This is a genomic window from Mesorhizobium sp. YIM 152430 (assembly GCF_029210365.1).
GTDB lineage: Bacteria > Pseudomonadota > Alphaproteobacteria > Rhizobiales > Rhizobiaceae > Aliihoeflea.
On record NZ_JARGES010000027.1, the window covers coordinates 167,758 to 191,581 of the forward strand.

The window sequence follows — 23,824 nt, forward strand, 5'->3', positions numbered from 1 at the left end:
GGGTGCAGCCGCAAGGCCATCGAGGGGATATGCGTGTCGGCGCGAGACGGCGAAACTGACGGGAAGCGGCGTGACTTGCCGGAGGCATTTCATCGCCCGCTGGGAGCAGGCACGTTCGACTGGGATCTGACGGCGCTCGGCGCGCGGTCCGATTGGTCGCCCGCGCTTGTTTCTGCCTGCGACATCGTGCTGGCGTTGAACGCGCCTGCGCTCATTCTCTGGGGGCCCAAGCTCCGCCTCGTCTACAATGACGCCGCGACCGCGCTCATCGACCAAAGCCTCTATCCGACTCATCGCGGCGTGACGCTCGACGCGCTCGACCCGCAGATCGAACGACCGTTGCGCGAACTGGCGGAGACCGTTCGTCGAACGGCTTCGCCCGCCGGATTGTCGTTCGAGCGTGACGTCGTCGATTTGACGGGTATGGTCGCGCGGCAGTTCGCGGCGACGGCTGCCCCCATCGGTGACGGAAGCGTCCCCGTCGCGGGCATTCTGGTGACGCTGCTCGCGGATTCGGCTCCGGCCAGGCACGCGCCGGCTGCCTCGCCGCGTCTCGTGGACCAGGTGCGCCAGTTGGCGAACGGGTTGCCGCAGATGGTGGCCTTCATCGACACGCAGATGCGCTACACCTTCCGCAACGACGCCCATCGCCGGGGCGTTGCCCGTCCCGACGAACAGGTCATCGGCAGGACGATTGCCGAGGTGCTGGGCAGGCGCGCCTTTGCCGACATGCCATCACATGCGCAGGCCGCGCTTGCCGGCCAACAGGTCTCCTTTCCCACCGCGATCCCGCAGCCGGACGGACGGGTGCGCCATATAGAATCCGAGTATGTGCCCTATCGCGGCGAGGACGGCAGCGTTGTCGGCTTCTTCGCTGTCGTGCGGGATGTCACCGCAGCACGCGAGGCGGAGCAGGAGTTGATCCGCAGCCGCGAGCGCTCCCGCCTCATCCTCGACAGCGCGGTCGAATACGCGATCATCCTGATTGACGATTCCGGGCGGGTCCTGTCCTGGAACAGCGGCGCCGAACGTCTCCTGGGCTATTCTGAGGAAGAGATCATCGGAACCGATGCGGCGATCTTCTTCACGGCGCAGGATCGCGCGCAGGGTCTTCCGCAAAAGGAGCGCGCGCTGTCGCGTGCCACGGGACGCGCGTCCAACGAGCGCTGGCACGTGCGCAAGGATGGAACCCGCTTCTGGGGGTCTGGCGCCATTGTTCCGCTCGCGCGTGGCGGTGCGGGTGGTTTCCTGAAAATCCTCCGCGACCGGACCGAAGAGCGCGAGGCGCACGAGGCGACCTCGAAGGCGCGACAGCGCGCCGAATTGATTGCCGCCGAACAGGCAGCCCTGCTCGGTCAATTGAGTGAAGGCGTCATCGTCACCGATCCGAAGGGGCGCATCACCTTCATCAACCGGTCCGCCGCCGAAATCCACGGCGTCGCCCATCTTGACATTTCGCCGGACGAATATGCCTCCCGGTTCCAGCTTTTCCGGGAGAATGGCGAACCCTATCCCTCGAATGAACTGCCGCTTGCCCGCGCGGTGCTCAAAGGGGAGAGCGTCATCGAGGCGCGCTGGCGCATCCGCCGTCCCGACGGCGTCGAAATTCTGGCCATCGGCAGCGCCAAGCCGGTTCTCGGACCGGGCGGCGAGACGATCGGCAACGTGCTCACGATCCGCGACGACACCGCCAGGCAGGCGGCGGAGCAGGAACTGCGGGAGATTTCCCTGCGCAAGGATCTGGCTTTGTCGGCCGGGCAGATGGGCGTTTGGGAATGGAATGCACTGACCGACACGATGATCTGGGACGATGCGCAGTTCCGGCTGTTCGGCGTCTCGCCGGAAAACTTCGAGCCATCTTTGGCCTCCTTCCGCGAACTGACCATCGGCGAAGACTTTATGGGCATTGTCGACGCCGCCGAGCGTGATGGGCCGGCCGGGCGCATGGTCGAGGTCGATTTCCGCATCCAGCGGCCCGATAACGGGGAGATCAGATGGATGGGCTCGCGAGCGATCGCCATGCGCGACACGGCTGGAAGGCTGGAGCGCATGGTCGGTGTCAATTTCGACCTCACCGAGCGCAAGCGCGCCGAGGAACGCCGCAGCCTCCTGATCAACGAACTCAACCATCGGGTGAAGAACACGCTGGCGACCGTCCAGTCGATCGCCTCGCAGACCTTTCGCGGCCATGACGTGGCTCGCGACCTGCGCCAGCTTTTCGAGGCGCGTCTGGTGGCGTTGTCCAACGCGCATAACGTCCTGACCCGCGAAAGCTGGGAGGGCGCGCCGCTGTCGGAGATCGTGGCCCAGGCGATCCTACCCTTCGTTCAGAAGGACGCGCCGCGCATCCATTCGGGCGGCCCGGACGTGCGTTGCTCGACGAAATCCGCCCTGGCGCTGGCGATGGCGCTGCACGAACTTGCGACCAACGCCGTCAAATACGGTTCGCTGTCCAGTCCCGAGGGCCATGTGCGGGTCGGCTGGTCCGTCGACCGCGCCGAGGGGCGCTTCGACCTCGTCTGGCACGAACAGGATGGACCGCCGGTCGCCCAGCCGACGCGCCAGGGATTCGGCTCGCGACTCGTCGGGCGCAGCCTTGCCGGCGAGCTTGGCGGCGAAGTCCGCCTCGACTTCCGCCCCGATGGCCTGCGCTGCACCATCAGCGCGCCGCTTGCCGAAATCGGTACGCTCGTCTGAACCGCCGATATTTCAGCGATGCTGCAACCACCGCCGGGCCGGGCGCGTTTTGGGAGCGACGAATTCCAACAGGAGGCTCCCATGCCGGAAAACGAAAAGAAGCGTCATCTCGACATCGACAAGGAGGCCGAGAAGAAGCGTCGGGAAGAGGAATTGCAGGAGGGTCTGGAGGACACGTTTCCCGCGAGCGATCCCGTATCCACAACCGGATCGAGCATCACCGGCGCGCCCAAAAAGGAAAAATCGGACAAGAAATGAGCTGAAAACCGCTCGAAACGAGCTGGCTTTCGCGCAGAATCCCGATCTTTGAGCTCAAAAAGGCGGCCTTTGAGCCGCCTTTTTCGCGTTCGGGAGCCTAATAATCGCGTTCGAAGAACACGCCGAGGCTCGAATCCCCGTCCGACCCGACCGCCCCGCGCGCCTTCAGTTCGTCGGTGATGTCGAGATTGATCGTGCCCCGCGCCGTGCCGCCGGCGCCCGCTTCGACGCCCAGATAGATGTTGTCCTGGATATACCGCCCCGCCCGGACGGCGGCGTTGCCTTCGCTGTCGGTGACGATGTCGAGATCGTCGAGGCCGGTCGCGCTGCGCAGGCTGCCGAGCAGCGACGAGTTGCCGCCGCCGGCTAGTTCGGCCGCCGCCGCGGCGAGTTGGGCGATCTGGAAGGCGGAGAGTTCGCTCAAGGATCGGTTGAAGATCAGCCGTGCAAGCACTTCGTCTTCCGGCAGTTGCGGGGAGGAAGAGAAGGAGATGTCGAGGTCGGAGACGCGCCCGGACACTCTGATGAACACGGTGGTTCCGTCGCTTTGCGAACTCGCGACGAAGTTCAGCACCGGATCGAGATCGCCGACCAGCGTGATCGTGCCTTCCTCGAACTCGATGCGCTGGCCGAGAATGCTAAGCCGGCCGCGGATCAGCTCGAACGCGCCGACCGGCTGGACGTTGGTGACAGGACCCAGAACCCGCACGCTTCCGCCGAGTTCGGCGTCGAGGCCGCGCCCGCGCACGAAGATCTGGTTCGGCGCATTGACCGTCACATCGAGCTGGATGACGCTCGGCCGCGCGGTCGGGACCGGCGTGCCGTCATTGGCGCGCGCGCGTTCCAAAGTCGCGGCGACGCCGGGCGGCGGGTTGCGGTGGATGACGTCGATGCCGGCCGCGCCGCCGCCGAGATTCTCGGGCACGGAGATTTCCGCCCGCTCGATATTGATCGTGCCGGAAAGCCGGGCATCGGCGGCGAGCGGGCCGGTGAAGGCGAGGTTGCCCGAGACGGTCGCGGCGATCAGATCGCCGTCATTGTAGCGGGCCTGGTTGAGGGCGATGGTGATATCGGCGGGCAAGCCTTCACCGAGCGAGATCGTGCCGCCCGCGGTGACCGTGCCGCCGGCGCCGAGCGTCGCATTGGCCGACTGGATGGTGATCGTCTGGCCGTCGATGCTTGCCGAGACATTGATGCCGCGCAGAGAAATATTGGTCTCGGGGTCGACGATCTGGGCCCCTTGCGTCGAAACGGCGCCGCGGATCTGCGGGTCGGAGATCGAGCCGGTGACCTGGCCCTGGAGGCCGACGGTGCCGACGAGCTGCGTGCCGCGATCGATCAGGAAGCGGTTGGCGAGCGATAGCGGCGCTTCGCCGGAAAGGTTGACCGCGAGACCGGCGCCCTGAAGCGGGACCGTGCCGCTCGCGGAGAGGGACAAGCCCTGATTGCTGGAGACGTTGACCGAGGAGAGGGTGACCGTTTGATTGGCGAAGTTGCCGGCGGCGGTGGCGTTGAGCGCGCCGATACCGGCCTCGCTGAGGGGCCTCGCCGAAAGGCCGGAGGCACTGAGATTGAACGCGGCCTGCGGGTCGGACGTCGTGCCGGTCACGCGCGCGGTGCCGGACAAATTGCCGCCGAGATTCTGGTCGGGAACGACGGTGTTCAGGATGCCGAGCGGGAAGGCGGCAAGGGTAACGTCGAGCGCAAGCTGACCCTCGCCCAGCGGTGCGGAGCCGCGAACGCTCGCATCGAGTCCTTCGGGACTGGTCGCGCGGGCGTCGACATTGAGCCGCTCGCCGGAGGTGGTGCCGCGCGCGGTGACGCCGAGCGAGGACAGGCCGGCATCCCGCAAGGCAGCGGCCTGCAAGGCGGTTCCGCGAATGTCGAAGGCGACATCCGGCTGGTTGCGCGGTCCGGTGACGCGCGCGGTGCCGTCAATGGTGCCGCCAAGTTCGAGATCGGGGCGGACGGTGTTGGCGATCGACAGGGGCAGGGCGGCGATCGTCACGTCGAGGTCGATCCGTTCCGCGATGCGGCCGGTGGCGTCGATGCTGCCGCCGCCGACATCGAGCGCGAGCGCGTCGATGGTGATCGTCTCGCCGATGACGGTAAGGCTCGCCGGCTGGCGCAGGCGCGCGGCAAGCTGACCCTGCGCAAGGTCGATGCGCGTCAGGGCAAGGCGGAAGCCGTCTCCCTCGGGCGTCAACGAGCCTTCAGCGGCCGCCGTGGTGCCATTGTCGAGGCGTGCATTGGCGGAAAAGTCGGTTGCCTCGCCCCGCCGGCTGGCATTGGCCTGAAGCGTCGTCACGTCGACGCCGCCTGCCGAAATTCCGCTCGCATCGACCGAACCGTCGATGCGCGGAACGCCGAAGAGATCGTCGATCGCTGCCTGGATTTCGGCCGCTTCGATGCTGGTCTCGCCGAGCACGAAATCGTCGATCGTGCCTTCGAGCGTCGCGCGCTGTTCGTTCTCGACAGGCTCCAATCCGATGGACGCCTGAACGGTGCCGGATGCTTCCTGAAGCGCGAGCGCGGCGAGGGTGGAGATGTCGGCGGCATCGATGTCGAGCGAGCCGGTGAGGAGACCAGCCGAATCCTGCACCACATTGCCGGTCAGCCGCGCACCGCCTGCGGTGAAGACGAGGTCGGTCAGTCGCCGTTCTTCCTCAACGAGCGCTATGGCGGAGGAGAGGTCGACGCGCACGCCGTCGAGGAACGCGCTGCCCGCCAGCGAACCATCGAGGTCGCTTCCCTCCAGCGTGCCTTCGAAGGCGATGGCAGCATCGCGCAACTGCTTGTCGGCGAGGCGGCCGGACGGAACCGTGACGGATGTCGTCAGATTGATCAGCCCGTCGCTGCCGGCCGCGCGGCCTTCGGCTGTCAGCGCGCCGGAAGCCTGCGGCGAAACGAGCGCGAGATCGGTCAGGCCGAAGCGGAAATCGAAATCGGCCGCGCCCGTCGCATAGGTGCCATCGGCGAGCAGATCGAATTGCTGGTTTTCGACGCGCAGGTCGTCGGTAACGAGGCCGTTTTCTCCGCGTTCGATGCGTCCCGCGATTGTGGTGCGCCCGCCCATCAGATTGTCGGCGGCTTCCTGGTCGATACGCAACTCGTCGATCGTGCCGTCGAGCGTCAGGTTGAAGCCGCCGGAGATCGGCGCGACGCTGCCTCTCGCATCAAGCGCCAGCGCGCCGGAAAGATCGCGGCCGGCAAGGCCGGAAAAGGGGGCGAGGCTCGACGTTTCGACCCCGATATCGCCATCGAAGACGTATGCAGCGACCGTGCCGGCAAGGCGCAGGATCAGCGCTTCGGCCTCGATCTGCGTATCCGACAGGACGAGGGGCTGCGAGCTCGCCCATTGGCCGGAGGACGAGAGGTCGATGCGCGTGCCAAGCGCCTGGGCGATTTCCTCGTCCGGAGAGGTGACGCCGTCGATGGCGCCCGAAAGGTCGAAGGTGATGCGCCGGTCGTTCGGCTGGTCAAGGTTCTGCGCGAGACCGGAAAGATCGAGTTCCATCGTCTCGGCGGCAAAGCTTGCCGTGTCGAGGCCGCGAATGTCGAGCGACCCCGACCAGTCGTCATCTGCGCCCTCGCCATAGGAGAGCGTGAGCGACGCGCGCTGAACGGTGGTATCGCCGCCGGGGACCGGCAGGACGACGACATCGCCGCTCGGGTCCTCGACGGACGCGTCGATGGCAAGGCGACGCAGAAAGCTGTCTGCGGTCGTCTCCGCCGATGCCGAGAGCGCGAGAGCTGCACTTTGGAGGTCCAGTGCGTCGAGACGGAACCCGCCTTCGGCGCGGATGAAACCCTGCGCTTCGAGCGAGGTTTCCGCGCCGAAGAAATCGCGGAACTGCGCGGGGATCAACTGTGCAACCGGACCGGACAGCCGGGTCGAAAAGCCCCGTCCGCCACGCCCTTCACGCAGGATCGCGACGCCTGTCAGAATGCGTTCGTCGTCGGCGTCGAGCGTCAGTTCGACATCGAGATTGTCGAGTTCGCCATTGCCCGCCAGCGTAAGGTCGACCGGAGGCTTTCCCTCGATATTGAGAAGATTGGCGACGATGCCGTTTTCCGGCTCGCTCAATGAAAGATCGAGATCGACGATTTCGGTCGCGTTGGAATAGATGAAGGAGAGGCCGAGCTGGCCACCCGGCCCGTCGAGGCGCGTGACGTCGAGCGCGGTGTCGATCGAGCCGTCTTCAAGTCGAAGGCGGCCGGTGAGCGACAACTCGGATTCGAGTCCGAACACGGCCGGGCCGAAGGTCGCCACCGGTATTTCGAGACTTTCCAGATTGATCGCGACGGGCAGTTCGGGGACGGCGAAACCGGAGGATTCGGGCGGCGGCATTCCTTCCTCGGGAACCGGCCGGCGGATGACGTCAATCCGGTCGGCCCGAAGCGATGCGATTTCGAGCCGCTGACGCAGGAGGAGGGCGGTGCGGCTCCATTCAATCGAGGCATTGGTGATTCGCAGCCAGACGCCCTCGCGGTCGGCGACGGTGATCGAGGCGATCCGCGCATTGGACGACAGGGCGCCCTGAATGCCGCTGATCTGGATCTGACGGTTCGGCGTCGAAAGCTGGTTCTGGATGAAATTGGTGAAGAGCGAACGCGTCTCCGCTTCCGTTTCCTGCGCGCTGGCGGGGACCGCGAAGATGAGACATGCAAGGGCGACGAGAATTCGGATCAAAACGCCTGTCCTATCCCAACATAGAAGGCGACGGACGGATCGCCCGGCCTTGGATCGAGCGGCACCGCGACGTCGAGGCGGATCGGGCCTAGTCCGGTGAAGTAGCGCAGGCCCGCGCCGACGCCGATGCGAACGTCCTCGTTGAAATCGGGCACGGAGTCCGCGCCGACGAGGCCGGCATCGGCAAAGCCGACGAGCCCGATCGTATCGGTCACCTGCGCGCGTGCCTCGATGGAGCCCTCGATCAGCGACTTGCCTCCGACCACCGTGCCGAATGGACCTTCGACGCCGATATTGCGGAAGGCATAGCCGCGCACGGAGCCGCCGCCACCTGCAAAAAAGAGCTTGTCCGGCGGGGTTTCGCCGATCGACGGACCGACCAGCGTGCCGACCTTGGCGCGGCCGGCGAGGACGAAGCGGCTGTCCTGGCCGAATCCGTAATAGGTGCGCCCTTCGAGCGTCGAGCGGAAGGCGGCGTTGCCGTACTGAAACTCGTAGAAGGGTTCGACCATCGCTTCGCCGAAATAGCCCCGTGTCGGGTTCGGCACATCGTCGCGCGAATCGAAGGTGAGCGAGCCGAACAGGCCGGCGGTCGTGAACTGGCGCGTTCCGAAGGCGTCGTCCTCGAATTCGGCATGGCTGGCATTGACGGCGAAGCGGCCGGCCAGTTCCTCGGTGAAGACGTGGGAAAAGCCCGAAGTCGCGTCGACGCCGGTGCGGGTATAGGTGTCGAGCACCTCGCGCGTGCCGAAAAGGGAGGCGAAATAGTTGGTGTCCGGCGTGAAGACGCCGGGCTTTTCGAAACTGACCCCGACGCGATAGGTGAAGTCGCGCGGGTCGAATCCGTCACGGTCGAGCGACCTGCCGATGCCGGCGACGCGCGCGTCGAAACGCAGGCGCTCGGCGCGGCCGAAGAGATTGCGGTGCAGCCAATAGGTCTCGAAACCGAGGCCGTCGACCGTTGAATAGGAGCCGCCGATGCCGAAGCGGCGCAGTTCGCGCTCCTGCACGATGAGGTCGATCGGCAGGAGCCCGTCCGGGCCGATCGCATCGGCCTCCTGGAAGCGCGAGGCGCGGAAGACGTCGAGGCGGGCGAGCCGTTCGCCCGCGCGCCTGATGTCGTCCGGATCGTATTCGCGACCGAGCGGCAGCCCGGCCATGAAGGCTACGAACTCGGGGTCCATCCGTTCGGTGCCCTGGACCGTGATCGGGCCGTAATACGCCTTGCGGCCGGGCTCGAGCGTGATGCGGGCATTGACGATGTCGGCATCGTGCGCCGCTTCGACGCGGCGCTCGACGATTTCGGCCTTCGCATGGCCCTGCTGGCGCCAGGCCTCGACCGACAGACGCTCGGCGCGCAGGATGGCGGTGGAGCGGGCGACCTCGCCGGGCGCATAGCCTTCGTCGCGGGGGTCGTCGACCTCGTCGCGAAAGCTTTGCGGAGGCGGCGCCTCGTTGATGATCGACGCTTCGCCGAAACGGAATTCGGGGCCGGGGTCGATGGAGACCACGACGGTCGCAGGATTGGCGAGCGGCGTGTCGGGTGCGATGTCGGCCGCTTCCCGGCCATCGATGCGGATCGAGATGGTGCCGCCATAGCGGCCCTCGGTGTAGAGCGCGGCGAGAAGGCGGCGATAGTCGCCGCGCGCCTTGGCGAGCAGGCCGCCGGCACCCGAGGCCGGCTCGTCGCGGTCGTTCCAGAGCGTGGAGGAATTGCGCAGCTTGCGCTCGAGCGCGGTCTCGGCATCGAGCACGGTGACTTCGGCGGTATAGTTCTGCGGTTCGCCGATGACCTCGACCTCGTCGGCATCACGCGACCCGAACAGGCCGAAGAAGGCCGAGGCGCTGGAAACCTGCGTCATCGCGGTTGCAACCGCCAGCGAGGCGACAAGGAGCCGGTGACGCATCCCGAATTGTCCTGACACGGCTACTCCCCGAACTCTGCGACTGCCGGACCGCGAAGTGTTGAGTTCCCCCGGCGATCCGTCCGTTCAACGCCACCAACTCCGGCCGAGGCCAAGCTTGTGATATTGATAATGAATTCCTAACAAATCGCGACCAGTCGCGCCGATGCAACCTATCGGCTAGGTCCGCTCCTGTCCAATCGACAGCGTTGCGCCGAGGTCACAGGACGTATCAGAACGTCAGGAACATTGGGCGTCGGGAAGACTTTTGAGGGCGTGAACGGCTGAAGGAATTGACGTCATGCCAGCGAAATCGAAAGCCCAGCAAAAGGCCGCAGGAGCGGCGCTTTCCGCCAAGCGCGGGGATACCAGGAAGTCCGAATTGAAGGGCGCGTCGAAGCAGATGGTGGATTCGATGAGCGAGCGGCAACTGGAAGACCTCGCCGAGACGAAGCGCAAGAAATTGCCCGACAAGAAATCGTGATCGTCAGGCGACGTCGAGGGTGATGCCGTTCGGCGCAGCTTCCAGCGCGTCGAGAAATGCCTGCTGCCATGCGAGCGCGTCGCCCTCGGCAACGCGCCTGTAGAGCGCGGCGTGGCGTTCGAGGCGCTCCTCGATCGGCATGGTCAGGGCGCGGTCGATCGCCGTCGCCATCGCGTCGATGTCGTAAGGATTGACGATCAGCGCCTCGGCCAGTTCCTCCGCCGCGCCGGCGAATTTGGACAGGATGAGAACTCCCGGATCCTCCGGGTTCTGCGCCGCGACATATTCCTTGGCAACGAGGTTCATGCCGTCGCGCAGCGGCGTCACGAGCCCGGCACGGCTGACGCGGTAGAGCGCGGCGAGCTTCTCGCGCGCGACGGATCGGTGGATGTAGCGGATCGGCGTCCAGTTGAAATCGGCGAAGCGGCCGTTGATCGAACCGGACAGCGATTCCAGTTCGTGGCGAATGTCGGCATAGGCGTCGACATCCTCGCGCGTCGGCGGCGCGATCTGGAGGAAGGTGACCTTCTTCATGTGCTCGGGATAAAGATCGAGCAGGCGGCCGAACGCCTTCATCCGGTCCGGCAGCCCCTTGGAATAGTCGAGCCGGTCGACGCCGATGATCTGCTTGCGGTCGAGCACCATGCGCCGCATCGTGTCGACCTGAACGTCGTCGGCGGGCGAGGCGGCAAGTTCGGCGAAAGCTTCGGTGTCGATGCCGATCGGGAAGCAGGCAAGGTGCAGATCGCCCGCCGGTCCCGACATGCGCCCGTCCGCAAGCGGTGATAGCTGCATGTGGTCTTCGGCATAGTGCGCCAGATTGGCGACGTCGGTCTGTGTCTGGAACCCGACGAGGTCATAGGCAAGAAAGCTGTCGGCCAGCCATTTGTGACCGGGCGCGGCGGCAAGAACCTCCGGCGGCGGGAAGGGGATGTGGAGGAAGAAGCCGATCCGCTGCGTGCAGCCGCGCTTGCGCAACTCGGAAGCGAGCGGGATGAGGTGGTAATCGTGAATCCAGATCGTGTCGTCGGGCTTGAGCAGCGGTAGCAGGGCCTCGGCGAAGCGGCGATTGACCTTCCGGTAGCCGTCGAGGAACTCGGAGTGAAAATCGACGAGATCGAGCCGGTAGTGGAAGAGCGGCCACAGGACCGAATTGGCAAAGCCGAGATAGTAGTTGGCATAATCGTCCGGCGTCAGCGGGATGGTCGCCATCGAGACGTTTCCAGCTTCGGTCAGTTCGGGTGGGGCCTCATTGGCGTCCCCGCGCGTCTCTCCGCTCCAACCGACCCATAGCCCGCCCCGGCGCTTCAGCGCATCGGTGAGCCCGACCGCCAGTCCGCCCGACTGTGTCGATTTCGTCAGGTCCGCGACCCGGTTCGAGACGACCACCAGTCTTCCCACTTTCAAAATCTCCCTTGCTTGCCGTAAAGGCCAAACCCGTCAGGCGGCCGATTGATCCATTCGGCATGGCGATGATGTGCGCATGGTTTTAGCAACATCTCGTGTCGATGCAAATTTAGGCAAAAACAGCCAGCCGATCGAGCCAGATGCGGAACTGATCCGGGTCGTCCGCCCGCCAGCCTGCGGCCGTCTCGCCCGGTCCGATCTTGATCGCGATGCCGTCGAACTCGCGCATGGCCGCGAAGCCGAATTCGTCGGTAACGTCGTCGCCTGCGAAGAGCGGCACGCGTCCGGCGAACGGTTTCTCAGCCATGAAGGCGCGGATCGCGTCGCCCTTGTGGGCATGTCCGGCCTTCACCTCCACCACCATCTTGCCATGCAGGATGTCGAGACCTTCGAGGTCGCCGAGAACGTCATGGATTTTCTCGGCGATCGAACCGGCCAGATCGGGCCGGCGCCGGTAGTGGAAGGCGACGGAAGCCGGCTTGACCTCGATCATGGTGTCGGAAAGGTCGAGATGGAGGCGTGTCAGGCGTGCCTGCGCCTCGGCGAAGAGCGTGGCGTCGTGTTTCGTGTTATGCAGTGTTCCGTCGAAACTGCGGCGCGACATGCCGTGAACGCCCGCCACCGGCAGGATGAGCGGGGCGACCAGCGCGTCGATCTGCGCGATCGGCCGTCCCGTCACGATGGCGACCGCTCCCGATGTCCGGCTTTCGAGCCTGGCCAGGGATTCGGCCGTCTTCGGTGGAAGATGAACGTCGTCGGGATGGTCGACGATATCGGCAAGCGTGCCGTCGAAATCGAGGAAGACGGCGAGGCGCTCCGGCGCACAGGGAATGCCGAGGTCAGTCAATGGTCTCGTTGAAATGATGTTCACCCTTCGTTGAAGTCGCGGAACACGCGCCCGATCAGAGACGTTATCCGGCCATATAGGCAACACAATTCGAATACCAACGGGGCCGGCCACCAGCCGGCAGGGCACAAGATGACTTATTTCGAACGAGACATTCTCGACCAGTCGAAGGTCGTCGAGATCAGCAATGACGAAAATGGTGGACCGACGGTTCGCCTCACTCCGGCCGATGCGCCCAGCATCATGCTCGGTGACGGACGGGATTACGGATCTGGACCGGATATGAGCAACGGATTCAGCTGGCGGCCGACGATCATCGTGACGGGCGTGGTGCTGGTGATCTTTATCGCCGCGGCATTCTTGTAGGGTGTGTTGAGATTCACGTCTGTAGGCAGGGCCGAAACCGGATGGAGGAACGCGTCGTGACGAAAATCCCGATGGCAGCCATGATGATGGCGGCAATGATCGCAGGCGCTGCGGCGCAGGGGCGGCCGGACAGCCGCCAGATGTCGTGTGCGCAGGTGCAGGACCTGATCGTGCAGAGCGGCGCTGTGGTGCTGACCACGGGCCAGTTCACCTATGACCGCTATGTCGCTTCGCGCCAGTTTTGCAGCCATCCGAACATTCCAGTGATCGACTCGATCCAGACGCGGGATGCAAACCATTGTCCGGTCTATCGGTGCGGCCAGGATTTGTTCCTGTTCGACGACTGACGCCTACACCCGCACGCGTTCGGAGGCCGGGTCATACATCGGCTTGAGCGAAGCGGTTGTGGCGTAACGAATGCCGGCCACCTCGATCTCGTAGGTCGAGGCCAGAATGGCTTCGCCCGTCTCGTTCCGGCATGGCACATAGCCGAGGCCGATCGCCCCGCCCAGATGATGGCCATAATTGCCGGACGTGATCGTGCCGACGATCTGCCCGTCACGCACGATTGCCTCATTGTGGAAGAGCAGCGGCTGCGGGTCTTCCAGCCTGAACTGGACGAGCCGGCGCGACAGGCCGGCTTCCTTCATGCGCAGGACGGCCTCGCGGCCGATGAAGTCTGCCTTGGCCGGTTTCACGGCAAAGCCGAGCCCGGCTTCGAGGACGTGATCCTCGTCGGTGATGTCATGGCCGAAATGGCGGAACGCCTTTTCGATGCGGCAGGAATCGAGCGTGTGCAGGCCGCACAGTTTCAGGCCGACATCGGCGCCGGCCTGTTCGATCGCCTCGAAGACATGGGCGGCCTGGTCGGTCGGGACATAGAGTTCCCAACCGAGTTCGCCGACATAGGTGACGCGGTGGGCGCGGGCGAGGCCCATGCCGATCTCGATTTCCTGATATGTGCCGAACGGATTGGCGTCGTTCGAAAAGTCGTTCGGGCTAACCTTGGCGATGAGGTCACGCGATTGCGGCCCCATCAAGCAGAGCACCGCTTCGGCGGCGGTGACGTCGGTGATGACGACGAACTCATTCGCGAGATGCCGGCGCAGCCAGGCGAGGTCGCGCTGGAGGGTCGCGCCGGGCACGACGAGGAAGAATGCCGTTTCTGAGAGACGCGTGACGGTCAGGTCGCTCTCGATGCCGCCGCGCGCGTTGAGCATCTGCGTATAGACGATGCGGCCGGACTCGACGTCGATGTCGTTGGCGCAAAGGCGTTGCAGGAAGGCGCACGCGTCGCGGCCTTCGATGCGGATCTTGCCGAAGGAGGTCATGTCGAACAGGCCGACATTGTTGCGGACCGCCAGATGCTCCTCGCGCTGGTTGTCGAACCAGTTCTGGCGCTGCCATGAATAGCGGTAGTCGCTCTCCTGGCCCTTGCGGGCGAACCAGTTGGCGCGTTCCCAGCCGGCGACCTCGCCGAAGACCGCGCCGCGCGATTTCAGATGTTCGTGGATGGGAGAGCGCCTGACGTTCCGCGCGCTTTCCATCTGGCGATAGGGGAAGTGGTCGGCATAAAGGAGGCCGAGCGTTTCTGACACGCGTTCGCGCAGATAGGCCCGGTTCTTCTGGAAGGGCTGGGCGCGGCGGATGTCGACTTCCCAAAGATCGAAGGGCGGCTCGCCGTCGTTCATCCACTGGGCGAGCGCCATGCCGGCGCCGCCCGACGAGACGATGCCGATGGAATTGTAGCCAGCAGCGACCCAATAGCCGGCAAGTTCCGGCGCTTCGCCGAGATAGTAGCGGTCGTCGGGCGTGAAGCTTTCCGGCCCGTTGAAGAAGGTGTGGATGCCGGCGGAGGCCAGCATCGGCATCCGGTTGACGCCCATTTCCAGGATCGGCTCGAAATGCTCGAAATCCTCCTGCAACTGGTCGAAGCAAAAATCCTCGGCGATGCGCTCGCCGACCGGCGGCCAAGCCTTGGCCTTTGGCTCGAAGGCGCCGAGCATCATCTTGCCGGCGTCTTCCTTGTAATAGGCGCATTCGTCGGGAACGCGCAGGACGGGCAGGCGGCCGAGACCGGAAATCGCCTCGGTGATGAGGTAGAAGTGCTCGCAGGCATGGAGCGGGATGGTGACGCCCGACATGGCGCCGAGATCGCGCGCCCACATGCCGGCGCAGTTGACGACGATATCGGTTTCGATCGTGCCGCTCTCGCCATTCCCGTCCCACGAGACGCCGGACACGCGGCCGTTCTCCTTGTGGACGGCGGTGACCTTGACGTTCTCGGCGATGGTCGCGCCGTTCTGCCGCGCGCCTTTTGCCAATGCCATGGCGATGTTGGCGGGATCGGATTGGCCGTCGAGCGGCAGGTGGACGCCCGCCTTGACGCCGTCGATGTTGAGATGCGGGTACATCTCCTTGACCTCGGCGGGCGAAATCTCGCGCACGTCGACATCGAAGGCGCGCGCGAGGGAGGCTTGCCGGAAGATCTCTTCCTTGCGCTCGTCGGTCAGCGCGACGGTGATCGAGCCGACCTGCCGCATTCCGGTGGCGACGCCGGTCTCGGCCTCGAGTTTCGTGTAGAGATCGGCGGAATATTTCGCCAGCCGCGTCATGTTGCGCGAGGCGCGAAGCTGCCCGACGAGGCCAGCCGCGTGCCAGGTCGTGCCGGAGGTGAGTTGCTTGCGTTCCAGAAGCACCACGTCGCGCCAGCCGAGCTTCGCCAGATGATAGGCGACGGAACAGCCGGAAATGCCGCCGCCGACGATGACGGCGCGGGCGCGGGCGGGGAGGGTGGTCACGCCGCGTTCCTCTTGTACCCGGCGACGAAGCGTTTCAGCCGGACAGCGGCGTCGCGCAATATGTCGTCGGGCTGTGTCAGGCTGATGCGGATATGGCCGGCGGCGGCTTCGCCGAAGCTGGAGCCCGGCATGACGGCGATCTTTTCGGCTTCGAGCAGCGCCCACGCGAACGCCTCGCAGTCGGGGTCGACGGCGGAAATGTCGAGCATCACATACATGCCGCCTTCCGAGCCGCGCACCACGATGTCGTTGGCCCCCGCGAGTGCCTCGAGAAAGACCGCGCGGCGCGCGCCGTAGCGGGCGGCGATGTCGTCGACGCCGTAGCGGTTTTCCAACGCCTCGATCGCCGCGCGCGAGACGAAGTCCGGCAGGCCGTAGGTGGTGACCAGATTGAGGTTGATGAGGAGCGAGATCATCGGTTCGGGGCCGGTCAGCCAGCCGATGCGCCAGCCGGTCATTCCATGGCTCTTGGACATGGAATTGATGACGAGCGTGCGCTCTTCCATGCCGGGCAAAGCGCGGGGGGAAATATGTTCGCGTCCGCCGGTGATCGACCAGTAGACCTCGTCGGAGAGGAGCCACAGATCGTGGCGGATGCAGATGTCGGCGAGCCTTTCGAGGCTCTGGCGGGTGTAGATCGCGCCGGTCGGATTGTTGGGCGAGTTGATGAGAATCGCGCGCGTGTTCGGCTCGATCGCCTTTTCGATGGCGTCGATGTCGGGCTGGAAACCGTCCTCGGCGCGCGTTTCGACGACCGTGAATCCGGCGCCGGCGGCGCGGAACGTGCCGGGATAGGTTGCATAATAGGGCGCGACGACGATGGCGTGGCTGCCCGGATCGAGCGTCGCGGTTACGGCGGCGAAGAGGGCGGCCTGGCCGCCGGGTGTCGCAAGCACCTGGTCGGCCGTCGTCGCGATGCCGGTGGACTCTGTCGAGACGGCGGCCATCGCGCGGCGCAGGCGCGGCATTCCCGGCAGATTCGTATAATGGTGATGGCCGGCGCGGACCTCGCGCACGCACGCCTCGACCGTCTCGTTCGGCGTGTCGAAATCATGGTCGCCGACCGAGAGCATGGTGATCGCCTCGCCGGCCTGCTTGCGCGAATAGGCCGAGAAATGGACCTCCCAGCCATCCTTGCCGGAGGGGATGATGCCGGAAATGCGGGTGGACGGGGTGGGCATGTTTGAACCTTCAGGCTTTGAGTCTGGCGTTGGTCGGGTCCCAGAGGGGCGCGTCGCCGTGGACCGTGGCGGCGAAGCGCTCGCCGAAAATCTCGACCTCGACCGTGGTGCCCGGTTCTGCACAATCCGGACGCAGCATGGCAAGGGCGATCGACTGGTCCACGCGATGGCCGAAGCCGCCCGACGTCGTTTCGCCGACGATTTCGCCTCCGTGCCAGACGATCGACATGTAGGGCGCATCGCAGGGGCCGGGGGCGTCGAGGGTGAGGATGGCAAAGCACCTTGTGACGCCGCACTGTTTCTCGAAGGCCAGGGCCGCCTTGCCGAGGAAGTCGGGTTTGTCCCACTTCACGAAACGTTCGAGACCGGACTGGAGGACCGAATAATCGGTCGAAAGGTCCTGCTTCCAGGTGCGATAGCCCTTTTCGAGGCGCAGCGAATCGAGCGCGAACATGCCGAAGGGCTTGAGACCGTGCGCCTGGCCGGCCTGCCAGACGGCATCGAAGAGCGGAGCGGTGTCGTCGGCCCTGGTGTGGATTTCCCAGCCGAGTTCGCCGGCAAAGGAGACGCGGACGAGCTGGCACCAGTGGCCGGCGATCTGCGCGGATTGGTGGGTGAGCCAGGGTTGCGACAGGTCGGCATCGGTGATTTCGGACAGGATGGCGCGTGACGCTGGGCCGGTGAGGATCTGGCAGGAGAAGGCGTCGGTGACGTTTTGCAGCGATATCGCGGAGCCTTGCGGCAAATGGTTCGACAACCACTCGAAGTCGTGTCGTTCGGCTGCGGCGGCGGTGATCAGGAAAAAGAAGTCGTGGCCAAGCGCCATGATCGACATTTCGGTGACGAGCCGGCCGTTGGCGTCCGCGAAATAGGCAAGGCCGATGCGGCCGGGCAATGGGACATTGCCGATGACGAGTCTCGAGAGCCAGTCGCGCGCGCCTTCGCCCTCGACGCGGTAGCGGGAGAAGCCGGGCAGATCGAGGATGCCGGCGGCGTCGCGGACGGCGTGGCATTCCTCGCGGATGCGCCGGTGCCAGGGGCCGTCGCGCCCGAAGGTCTGGGTTGCGGCTTCGGATGTGTCGTCGCCGGGTTGCGCGTACCAGTTGGCGCGCTCCCAGCCATTATAGGTGCCGAACTGGGCGCCGAGCGCGGCGATGCGGTCGTGGATCGGTGAGAGTTTGCGGTTGCGGCCGGCCGGCCATGCGTGTCGCGGGAAGTGGATCGCGTATTCGTGGCCGTAGACCTCCATGCCCTTGGCCACCGCATAGTCGGGCGCGGCGGCGAAGGCGGTGAAGCGGCGCGGGTCGCAGGACCACATGTCCCACTCGGTCGCGCCTTCCGTGACCCATTCGGCCAGAACCTTGCCCGCGCCGCCCGCCTGCGCGATGCCGAAGGTGAAGACGCACGCCTCGAAGGCGTTCGGCAAGCCCGGCATCGGCCCGATCAGCGGATTGCCGTCGGGCGCATAGGGGATCGGTCCGTTGATGACCTTTGAAAGACCGGCGGTTCCGAGGATCGGCACGCGCTTGACGGCGTCGTCGAGATACCATTCGAGGCGGTCGAGATCGTCGGGGAAAAGCTGGAAGGAGAAGTCGTCCGGCATCGGATCGGCCTCGCTCGCCCAGTGCGCGCGACAATTGCGCTCGTAGGGGCCGAGATTCATGCCGGTCTTTTCCTGCCGCAGGTAATAGGAGGAATCGACGTCGCGCAGCAGCGGCAGCTTGCGCCCGGCCTCCTTCGACCATGCGGCGAGTTCGGGGATTTCCTCGAACAGGATGTATTGATGGCTCATCACCATCATCGGCACGTCGCGGCCGAACATGCGGCCGACTTCGCCAGCGCGATAGCCGGCGGCGTTGACGACGAATTCGCAGGCGATCTCGCCTTTCGCCGTTTCGATCTTCCATAGGCCGTTCTCTCGGCGAACGCCGGTAACGGGGCAGAAACGGGCGATCTTCGCGCCCCTATCGCGCGCGCCTTTCGCCAATGCCTGCGTCAGTTGCGCGGGATCGATGTCGCCGTCGTTGGGATCGTAGAGCGCGCCTTTCAGATCATGGGTTTCGAGGAAGGGATAGCGCGCCTTCAGTTCATCGAGCCCGAGAATGTCGATCTCCATCCCCTGATGGCGGCCCATCGATTTGACGCGCGCGAATTCCTGCATCCTCTCCTTCGTGTGGGCGAGGCGCACCGAGCCGGTGACGTGGTAGTTCATCGGATAGCCGACTTCCTCGGCCAGACCACGATAAAGCTGCGCCGAATAGCGCTGCATGTTCATCACCGACCAGGACGAGGAGAAGGTGGGAACGTTGCCGGCGGCGTGCCAGGTGGAGCCGGATGTGAGTTCGTTCTTCTCCAGAAGCACGCAGTCGGTCCAGCCGGCTTTCGCCAAATGAAAGAGCGCGGAAACGCCGACGGCGCCGCCGCCGATGATCACCACACGCGCCTGACCTGGCAATTCGCTCATCGTCTCCCCCTTTTTGACGGAAGGGTGCAAGGGGCGGTGGAAAAGGCAACAGCTTTCGTCATGCTGGCTCAAAGGATTTGCGCCCTGGCATGGCATGGCCTATGCGGGGCACGCAACCCCGGCGAACCGGGCGCGTCCGCGGTTGAGTCGCGCCCTGCAACGCAAGGAATCTCGGATGCTGGCTCCGGACATGAAGACTTCCGTCATCGATGAATCCGCAATCGTCGACGAGGCGATCAATTCGCGCAAATCGGTGCGTGCCTTTCTGCCGACGCCGGTCGACGAGCAGACGATCCGCGACATTCTCGAAATCGCCGCGCGCGCGCCGTCGGGAACGAACATGCAGCCCTGGAAGGTCTATGTCGTAACCGGCGCGAAAAAGCAGGCCGTGACCGATGCGATCCTGAATTCGGGAATCCGGGCCGAAAAGATCGCCTGGGACGAATACAAATATTATCCCGACCAGTTCTTCGAACCCTATCTGTCGCGGCGGCGCGCCGTCGGTTTCGCGCTCTACAGCCTGCTCGGGATCGGCAAGCGCGAGGTGGAGCGGATGCGTGCGCAGCACGACCGCAATTTCTCGTTCTTCGATGCGCCTGTCGGCATGATCTTTACCATCGACAGGCGGCTGAACATGGGGTCGTGGATCGACCACGGCATGTTCCTGCAATCGATCATGATCGCGGCGCGGGGCCGGGGACTGCATACCTGCCCGCAGGCAGCCTTCGCACCCTATCACCGCCAGATACGGCCGCTGCTCGACATTCCCGAAGAGGAAATCATCGTCTGCGGCATGGCGCTGGGGTTCGAGGACGAAACGAAGCCGGAAAATACGCTGCGGTCGGAGCGGGCGCCGTTGGAGGAGTTCGTTTCGTTCGTGCGGTGAGGGCTCCCGTTGAGAATTGGCGCTGTTCTGGACGAAAAAGCGAATTATTCGACCGTATAGCCGAATTCTTCCGCGCTGGCGCAGATGAGGTGCCAGAAGGAGCGTGCGAAGGAGCGGTAGACATAGAGTTCGAAGCGGTCGGCACCGGTGCGCTGGAGCAGCGTGAAGACGTCGTGGTGCGCGGTGGATTTCGCTTGGCCGACGGGGAAGGCGTCGATCGCGAAATCGAGTGCGAAGAGCTTCGACAGCACCCGCTCCGCCTTTTCGCCTTCGATGGAGATGGCCGTGCGGCCATGCGACAGATCGCAGACCGTGCCCAGATCGGTGCCGATCTTCTCGCGCAGGGTTTCACCGATGCCTTCGATCTGATCGACGACGAGCCAGCGGCCGGGGGCGAAGCCGAAGGCCGAGCGGTTTTCCTCCGCATGTCCCGTTCCCGGCGCTTGAGCGAGGCTGAAACCCGTCGCATCCCTGATCGCCGCGCGCATCGCATCCTCCCGGCCGGGCCATGCGGCGAGTTGGACGATGGAGCCGGGCCGGGTTTCGCAAAGCGTGACGGCCGAGCCGCCGTCGCGGTCGCCATGGGCGCCCCGGCGATAGACGGGTTCGAGCGGCGAGACGATATCAGCCATGCATACGGCTCCCTTCCGGATCGAAGAAGTGGTGGCTGACGATCTCGACCGGGCCGAATCGGTTGCGAACGGGGTCGGAAACGTAGGCGCGCTGGCCGTGACGGGCCTTGCCGCCCTTGACGATGGCGAGTGCGATATATTTGCCGAGTGCTGGCGAGAAGCAGAAGGCGGTGATATGGCCTATGGACCCGCGCGGCTCTTCGCCGAGCCTTTCGACGATATGCGCGCCGCCGTTGAGTGGCCGGTCGTCGAGCGCGACGATGCCGACCAGCCTGATCCGGTCGGCGGCGAGGAGACCTTCGCGGTCGACCATCGCCGAGCCGACATAGGGCTTCTTCTTCGACAGCATCCAGTCGAGATAAAGGTCGCGTGGGCTCGTGCGCCCGTCGATCTCTGCACCGGTGACATGGCCCTTTTCGATGCGCAGCGTGCCGAGCGCTTCGAGTCCGTAGGGGACGATCTCGAAGGTGCGGCCGGCCGCCATCAGCGCGTCCCAGACATGCTGGCCGTGGCCGGCGCCGCAATAGACCTCGTAGGCGAGTTCGCCGGAGAAGGAGAGGCGGCAGATCGTGACGGGCGCGCCGCCGATTTCGCCCCTGACGATGCCCATGAAGGGAAGCGCGTCGTTGTCGACGCGGGTTCCATCGACGCAGGATTCGAGCACATGCCGCGCATTCGGCCCGGCGACGGCCGCGCCCGCCCATTGATCGGTGACCGATGTGACGTGGACGCGCAGCTCCGGCCAGACGCAGTCGAGATAATATTCCAGATGCTGCATGACCTTGCCGGCATTGGCCGTGGTGGTGGTCATCAGGAAATCGTGCTCGCCGAGACGCCATGTCGTGCCGTCGTCGAAGGCGATGCCTTCCTCGCGCAGCATCAGGCCGTAGCGCGCCTTGTTGACGGGGAGCGTGGAGAACATGTTGGTGTAGACGCGGTCGAGGAATTCGGCCGCGTCCGGCCCCTGGACGGCGATCTTGCCGAGCGTCGACACGTCGACGATGCCGACGGTCTCGCGCACGGCCCTGGCCTCGCGCACATAAGCCTGCTCGACCGTTTCGCCGCCGGTGCCGTAGATCATCGGGCGATGCCAGAGCCCGGCGGCATACATCTTCGCACCACGGGCGACGTGCCAGTCATGCATCGGCGTCAGGCGTTCGGGCTTGAAATGCCCGTGACGGTCAGCCGCAAGCGCGCCGAGCGAGACGCCGGAGAAGGGCGGGCGGAACCGCGTCGTGCCGACTTGAGATATGGGCAGACCGCGCGCGGCGGCCATGATCGCAAGGCCGGGCACGTTGGACGACTTGCCCTGATCCGTCGCCATGCCGAGCGTGGTGTAGCGCTTCAGATGCTCGACCGACCGGAAGCCCTCGCGATGCGCAAGGCGGATGTCGGAGGCGGTGACGTCGTGCTGGAGATCGACGAACGCCTTGGCCGATTTCCTGCCAGAGGGACGGATTTCGAAGACCGGCGCAGGGTCGTATTCGATTTCGGGTTCGTTGACGGCGATGTCGTCGCCGAGCGCGGCGGCGGTGGAGAATGCGCCTGTGAAGGCGCCGGCGCCGGTCCAGCGCTGGGTAGGGGCAGGCGGCAGGAAGGCTTGCAGCGCCTCGTCCCATTGCGGCGCGTGGCCGGCCTGGCTGGCAAGGTGGATCGCCGGCGACCAGCCGCCCGAGACGGCGAGGCAATCGACGACGAAGGCGCGCGTGCCGCCTTCTCTTATTTTGCCGTCGGCGAAGGGCTGGACCTCGATCTCGCGCAGGCGCCGTGCGCCGGACGTGTTAGTGACCGCGTAGCCGAGGAGAAGTTCGCCGCCGGCCTCGCGGGCGAGTTCGCGCGCCGCAACCGAGACGCCGGCGCGCACGTCGATGATGACGGCGATCTCGGCGCCGGCGTCCTTCAGCGAAAGGGCGGCTTCGTAGGCGGAATCGTTGTTGGCGAAGATTGCGATCCGTTCGCCCGGCAGGACGCCATATTCGGTGGCATAGCGGGCTGCCGCGGAGGCGAGCATGATGCCCGGCCGGTCGTTGCCCGGAAAGACGATCGGGCGCTCGAAGGCGCCGGTGGCCAGCACGACGTCCTTCGCGCGGATGGTCCAGTGGCGATGGCGCGGTTCGCCGATGGCGGCGTGAGCCTTGTGGTCGCAAACGCGTTCGAGCGCGCCGAGCGCGTTGTCGTCGTAATAGCCCCAGACGGTGGTTCGGGGCAGCAGGGTGACGTTGGGCAGGGCGGCAAGCTCGGCGAGCGTGGAGGCGACCCAGTCGTCGGCGGGGCGGCCGTCGATGGCGGCCGATTTCCAGCGCAGCGTGCCGCCGAGTTCCGGTTCCTGCTCGGCGAGGAAGACCTTTTTGCCATCGGCGGCGGCGTCCCTGGCGGCCGTCAGCCCTGCCGGACCGGAGCCGACGACGAGCACGTCGCAAAAGCCGTACATCTTCTCGTAGCGGTCGGTGTCGGGCTCATGGCCGGCGCGGCCGAGGCCGGCGGCGCGGCGGATGAAATGCTCGCAGAACATCCAGAAGCGCGTGCCCTTCAGCGGGCCGGCGACCGGGCCCATGAAGGTCTTGTAGTAGAAGCCGGCCGCAAAGAGGTTGCCGGCAAGGCCGTTCGCCGCGCCGATGTCGAAGGCGAGCGAGGGAAAGCGGTTCTGGCTTTCGACGGTGAGGCCGTCATAGAGCTCGATCTGCGTTGCCGGGACGTTGGGCTCGCGCAGATTGCCCTTGATCACCGTGACGAGCGCGTTCGGCTCGTCGATGCCGGCGGAAAAGACGCCGCGCGGGCGATGATACTTGAACGAGCGGCCAATGAGCGAGATGCCGTTGGCGAGCAGGGCCGAGGCGAGCGTGTCGCCGGCATGGCCGGTCATCGCGGTGCCGTCGAAGGTGAAGCGCAGCGTCGTCGACCGATCGATGCGGCCGCCATTATGGGCGCGGCGCGGGCTCATTTCGCGGTCTCGCGGGCGAAGGCGACGGACTTGATCTCATGCGTGAGCGTCGAGCGGATAACGACGAGATGCGCGCGGCAGCCGCCGGAATGCTGCCAGAATTCGCGATGGTCGCCGGCCGTGTTCACGCGCTCATAGACATAGGCGTTCCACGCCGACTGGTCGTTCGACATCGGGTTCGGCCGCGTGCGGTTGGCATCGCCCTGATAGGTGAATTCGGACAGGTCGCGGGGGCCGCAATAGGGGCAGGCGATCAGCATGGG

16 protein-coding genes are annotated in these 23,824 nt (G+C 65.4%); 6 read left to right on the forward strand and 10 right to left on the reverse strand.

Annotated features, from left to right (window positions below; all coding sequences use genetic code 11):
* The first annotated feature begins 75 nt into the window (after positions 1 to 75).
* Entirely contained in the window at positions 76 to 2,697 is a 2,622-nt protein-coding gene (locus tag PZ895_RS08605; protein WP_275838609.1) for a PAS domain S-box protein, read from the forward strand.
* Between the two features lie 81 nt (positions 2,698 to 2,778).
* Positions 2,779 to 2,955, forward strand: a complete 177-nt coding sequence (locus PZ895_RS08610; RefSeq protein ID WP_275838610.1) for a hypothetical protein — start codon at positions 2,779 to 2,781, stop codon at positions 2,953 to 2,955.
* A 97-nt stretch (positions 2,956 to 3,052) separates the two neighbouring features.
* Here the strand turns inward: PZ895_RS08610 and PZ895_RS08615 are convergent, their stop codons facing one another.
* Both PZ895_RS08615 and PZ895_RS08620 read right to left on the reverse strand, forming a co-directional pair.
* A complete protein-coding gene (locus PZ895_RS08615) occupies positions 3,053 to 7,648 on the reverse strand; it encodes a translocation/assembly module TamB domain-containing protein (RefSeq protein WP_275838611.1) in 4,596 nt (1,531 codons plus the stop codon).
* Positions 7,645 to 9,555 (reverse strand): autotransporter assembly complex family protein, encoded by a 1,911-nt coding sequence (locus PZ895_RS08620; RefSeq protein ID WP_275838612.1) that lies wholly within the window; start codon positions 9,553 to 9,555, stop codon positions 7,645 to 7,647. Before PZ895_RS08620 ends, PZ895_RS08615 begins: the two co-directional genes overlap by 4 nt.
* Before the next feature lie 298 nt (positions 9,556 to 9,853).
* On the opposite strand from PZ895_RS08620, the gene PZ895_RS08625 reads away from it, so the two are divergent.
* Positions 9,854 to 10,036, forward strand: coding sequence for a DUF3008 family protein (locus tag PZ895_RS08625; RefSeq protein WP_275838613.1), 183 nt, complete (start codon positions 9,854 to 9,856; stop codon positions 10,034 to 10,036).
* A 3-nt stretch (positions 10,037 to 10,039) separates the two neighbouring features.
* On the opposite strand, the gene otsA is transcribed toward PZ895_RS08625, so the two are convergent.
* Together otsA and otsB are read right to left on the reverse strand one after the other, a co-directional pair.
* Positions 10,040 to 11,437, reverse strand: coding sequence for an alpha,alpha-trehalose-phosphate synthase (UDP-forming) (gene otsA / locus PZ895_RS08630; protein ID WP_275838614.1), 1,398 nt, complete (start codon positions 11,435 to 11,437; stop codon positions 10,040 to 10,042).
* 115 nt (positions 11,438 to 11,552) lie between these two features.
* A complete protein-coding gene (gene otsB / locus PZ895_RS08635; RefSeq protein ID WP_275838615.1) occupies positions 11,553 to 12,290 on the reverse strand; it encodes a trehalose-phosphatase in 738 nt (245 codons plus the stop codon).
* A 132-nt stretch (positions 12,291 to 12,422) separates the two neighbouring features.
* Between otsB and PZ895_RS08640 the strand changes: the two genes are divergently transcribed.
* A complete protein-coding gene (locus PZ895_RS08640; protein WP_275838616.1) occupies positions 12,423 to 12,656 on the forward strand; it encodes a hypothetical protein in 234 nt (77 codons plus the stop codon).
* A 56-nt stretch (positions 12,657 to 12,712) separates the two neighbouring features.
* Positions 12,713 to 13,003, forward strand: coding sequence for a hypothetical protein (locus PZ895_RS08645; protein WP_275838617.1), 291 nt, complete (start codon positions 12,713 to 12,715; stop codon positions 13,001 to 13,003).
* Positions 13,004 to 13,006: 3 nt separating this feature from the next.
* On the opposite strand, the gene PZ895_RS08650 is transcribed toward PZ895_RS08645, so the two are convergent.
* The 3 genes from PZ895_RS08650 to PZ895_RS08660 are packed head-to-tail and all read right to left on the reverse strand — an operon-like array spanning position 13,007 to position 19,102.
* Entirely contained in the window at positions 13,007 to 15,457 is a 2,451-nt protein-coding gene (locus tag PZ895_RS08650; protein ID WP_275838618.1) for an FAD-dependent oxidoreductase, read from the reverse strand.
* Positions 15,454 to 16,638, reverse strand: coding sequence for a pyridoxal phosphate-dependent aminotransferase (locus tag PZ895_RS08655; protein ID WP_275838619.1), 1,185 nt, complete (start codon positions 16,636 to 16,638; stop codon positions 15,454 to 15,456). The genes PZ895_RS08650 and PZ895_RS08655 overlap by 4 nt, the downstream gene beginning before the upstream one ends.
* A gap of 10 nt (positions 16,639 to 16,648) precedes the next feature.
* A complete protein-coding gene (locus PZ895_RS08660) occupies positions 16,649 to 19,102 on the reverse strand; it encodes an FAD-dependent oxidoreductase (protein WP_275838620.1) in 2,454 nt (817 codons plus the stop codon).
* 175 nt (positions 19,103 to 19,277) lie between these two features.
* On the opposite strand from PZ895_RS08660, the gene PZ895_RS08665 reads away from it, so the two are divergent.
* On the forward strand, positions 19,278 to 19,988 hold the full coding sequence (locus PZ895_RS08665) for a nitroreductase (RefSeq protein WP_275838621.1): 711 nt from the start codon (positions 19,278 to 19,280) through the stop codon (positions 19,986 to 19,988).
* A 44-nt stretch (positions 19,989 to 20,032) separates the two neighbouring features.
* Here the strand turns inward: PZ895_RS08665 and soxG are convergent, their stop codons facing one another.
* Genes soxG through PZ895_RS08680 form a run of 3 tightly spaced genes read right to left on the reverse strand, consistent with a single transcriptional unit; the run spans position 20,033 to position 23,821 of the window.
* Positions 20,033 to 20,620, reverse strand: a complete 588-nt coding sequence (soxG, locus tag PZ895_RS08670) for a sarcosine oxidase subunit gamma family protein (RefSeq protein ID WP_275838622.1) — start codon at positions 20,618 to 20,620, stop codon at positions 20,033 to 20,035.
* Positions 20,613 to 23,561, reverse strand: a complete 2,949-nt coding sequence (locus PZ895_RS08675) for a sarcosine oxidase subunit alpha family protein (protein WP_275838623.1) — start codon at positions 23,559 to 23,561, stop codon at positions 20,613 to 20,615. Before PZ895_RS08675 ends, soxG begins: the two co-directional genes overlap by 8 nt.
* A complete protein-coding gene (locus tag PZ895_RS08680; protein ID WP_275838624.1) occupies positions 23,558 to 23,821 on the reverse strand; it encodes a sarcosine oxidase subunit delta family protein in 264 nt (87 codons plus the stop codon). Before PZ895_RS08680 ends, PZ895_RS08675 begins: the two co-directional genes overlap by 4 nt.
* Positions 23,822 to 23,824: the final 3 nt, after the last annotated feature.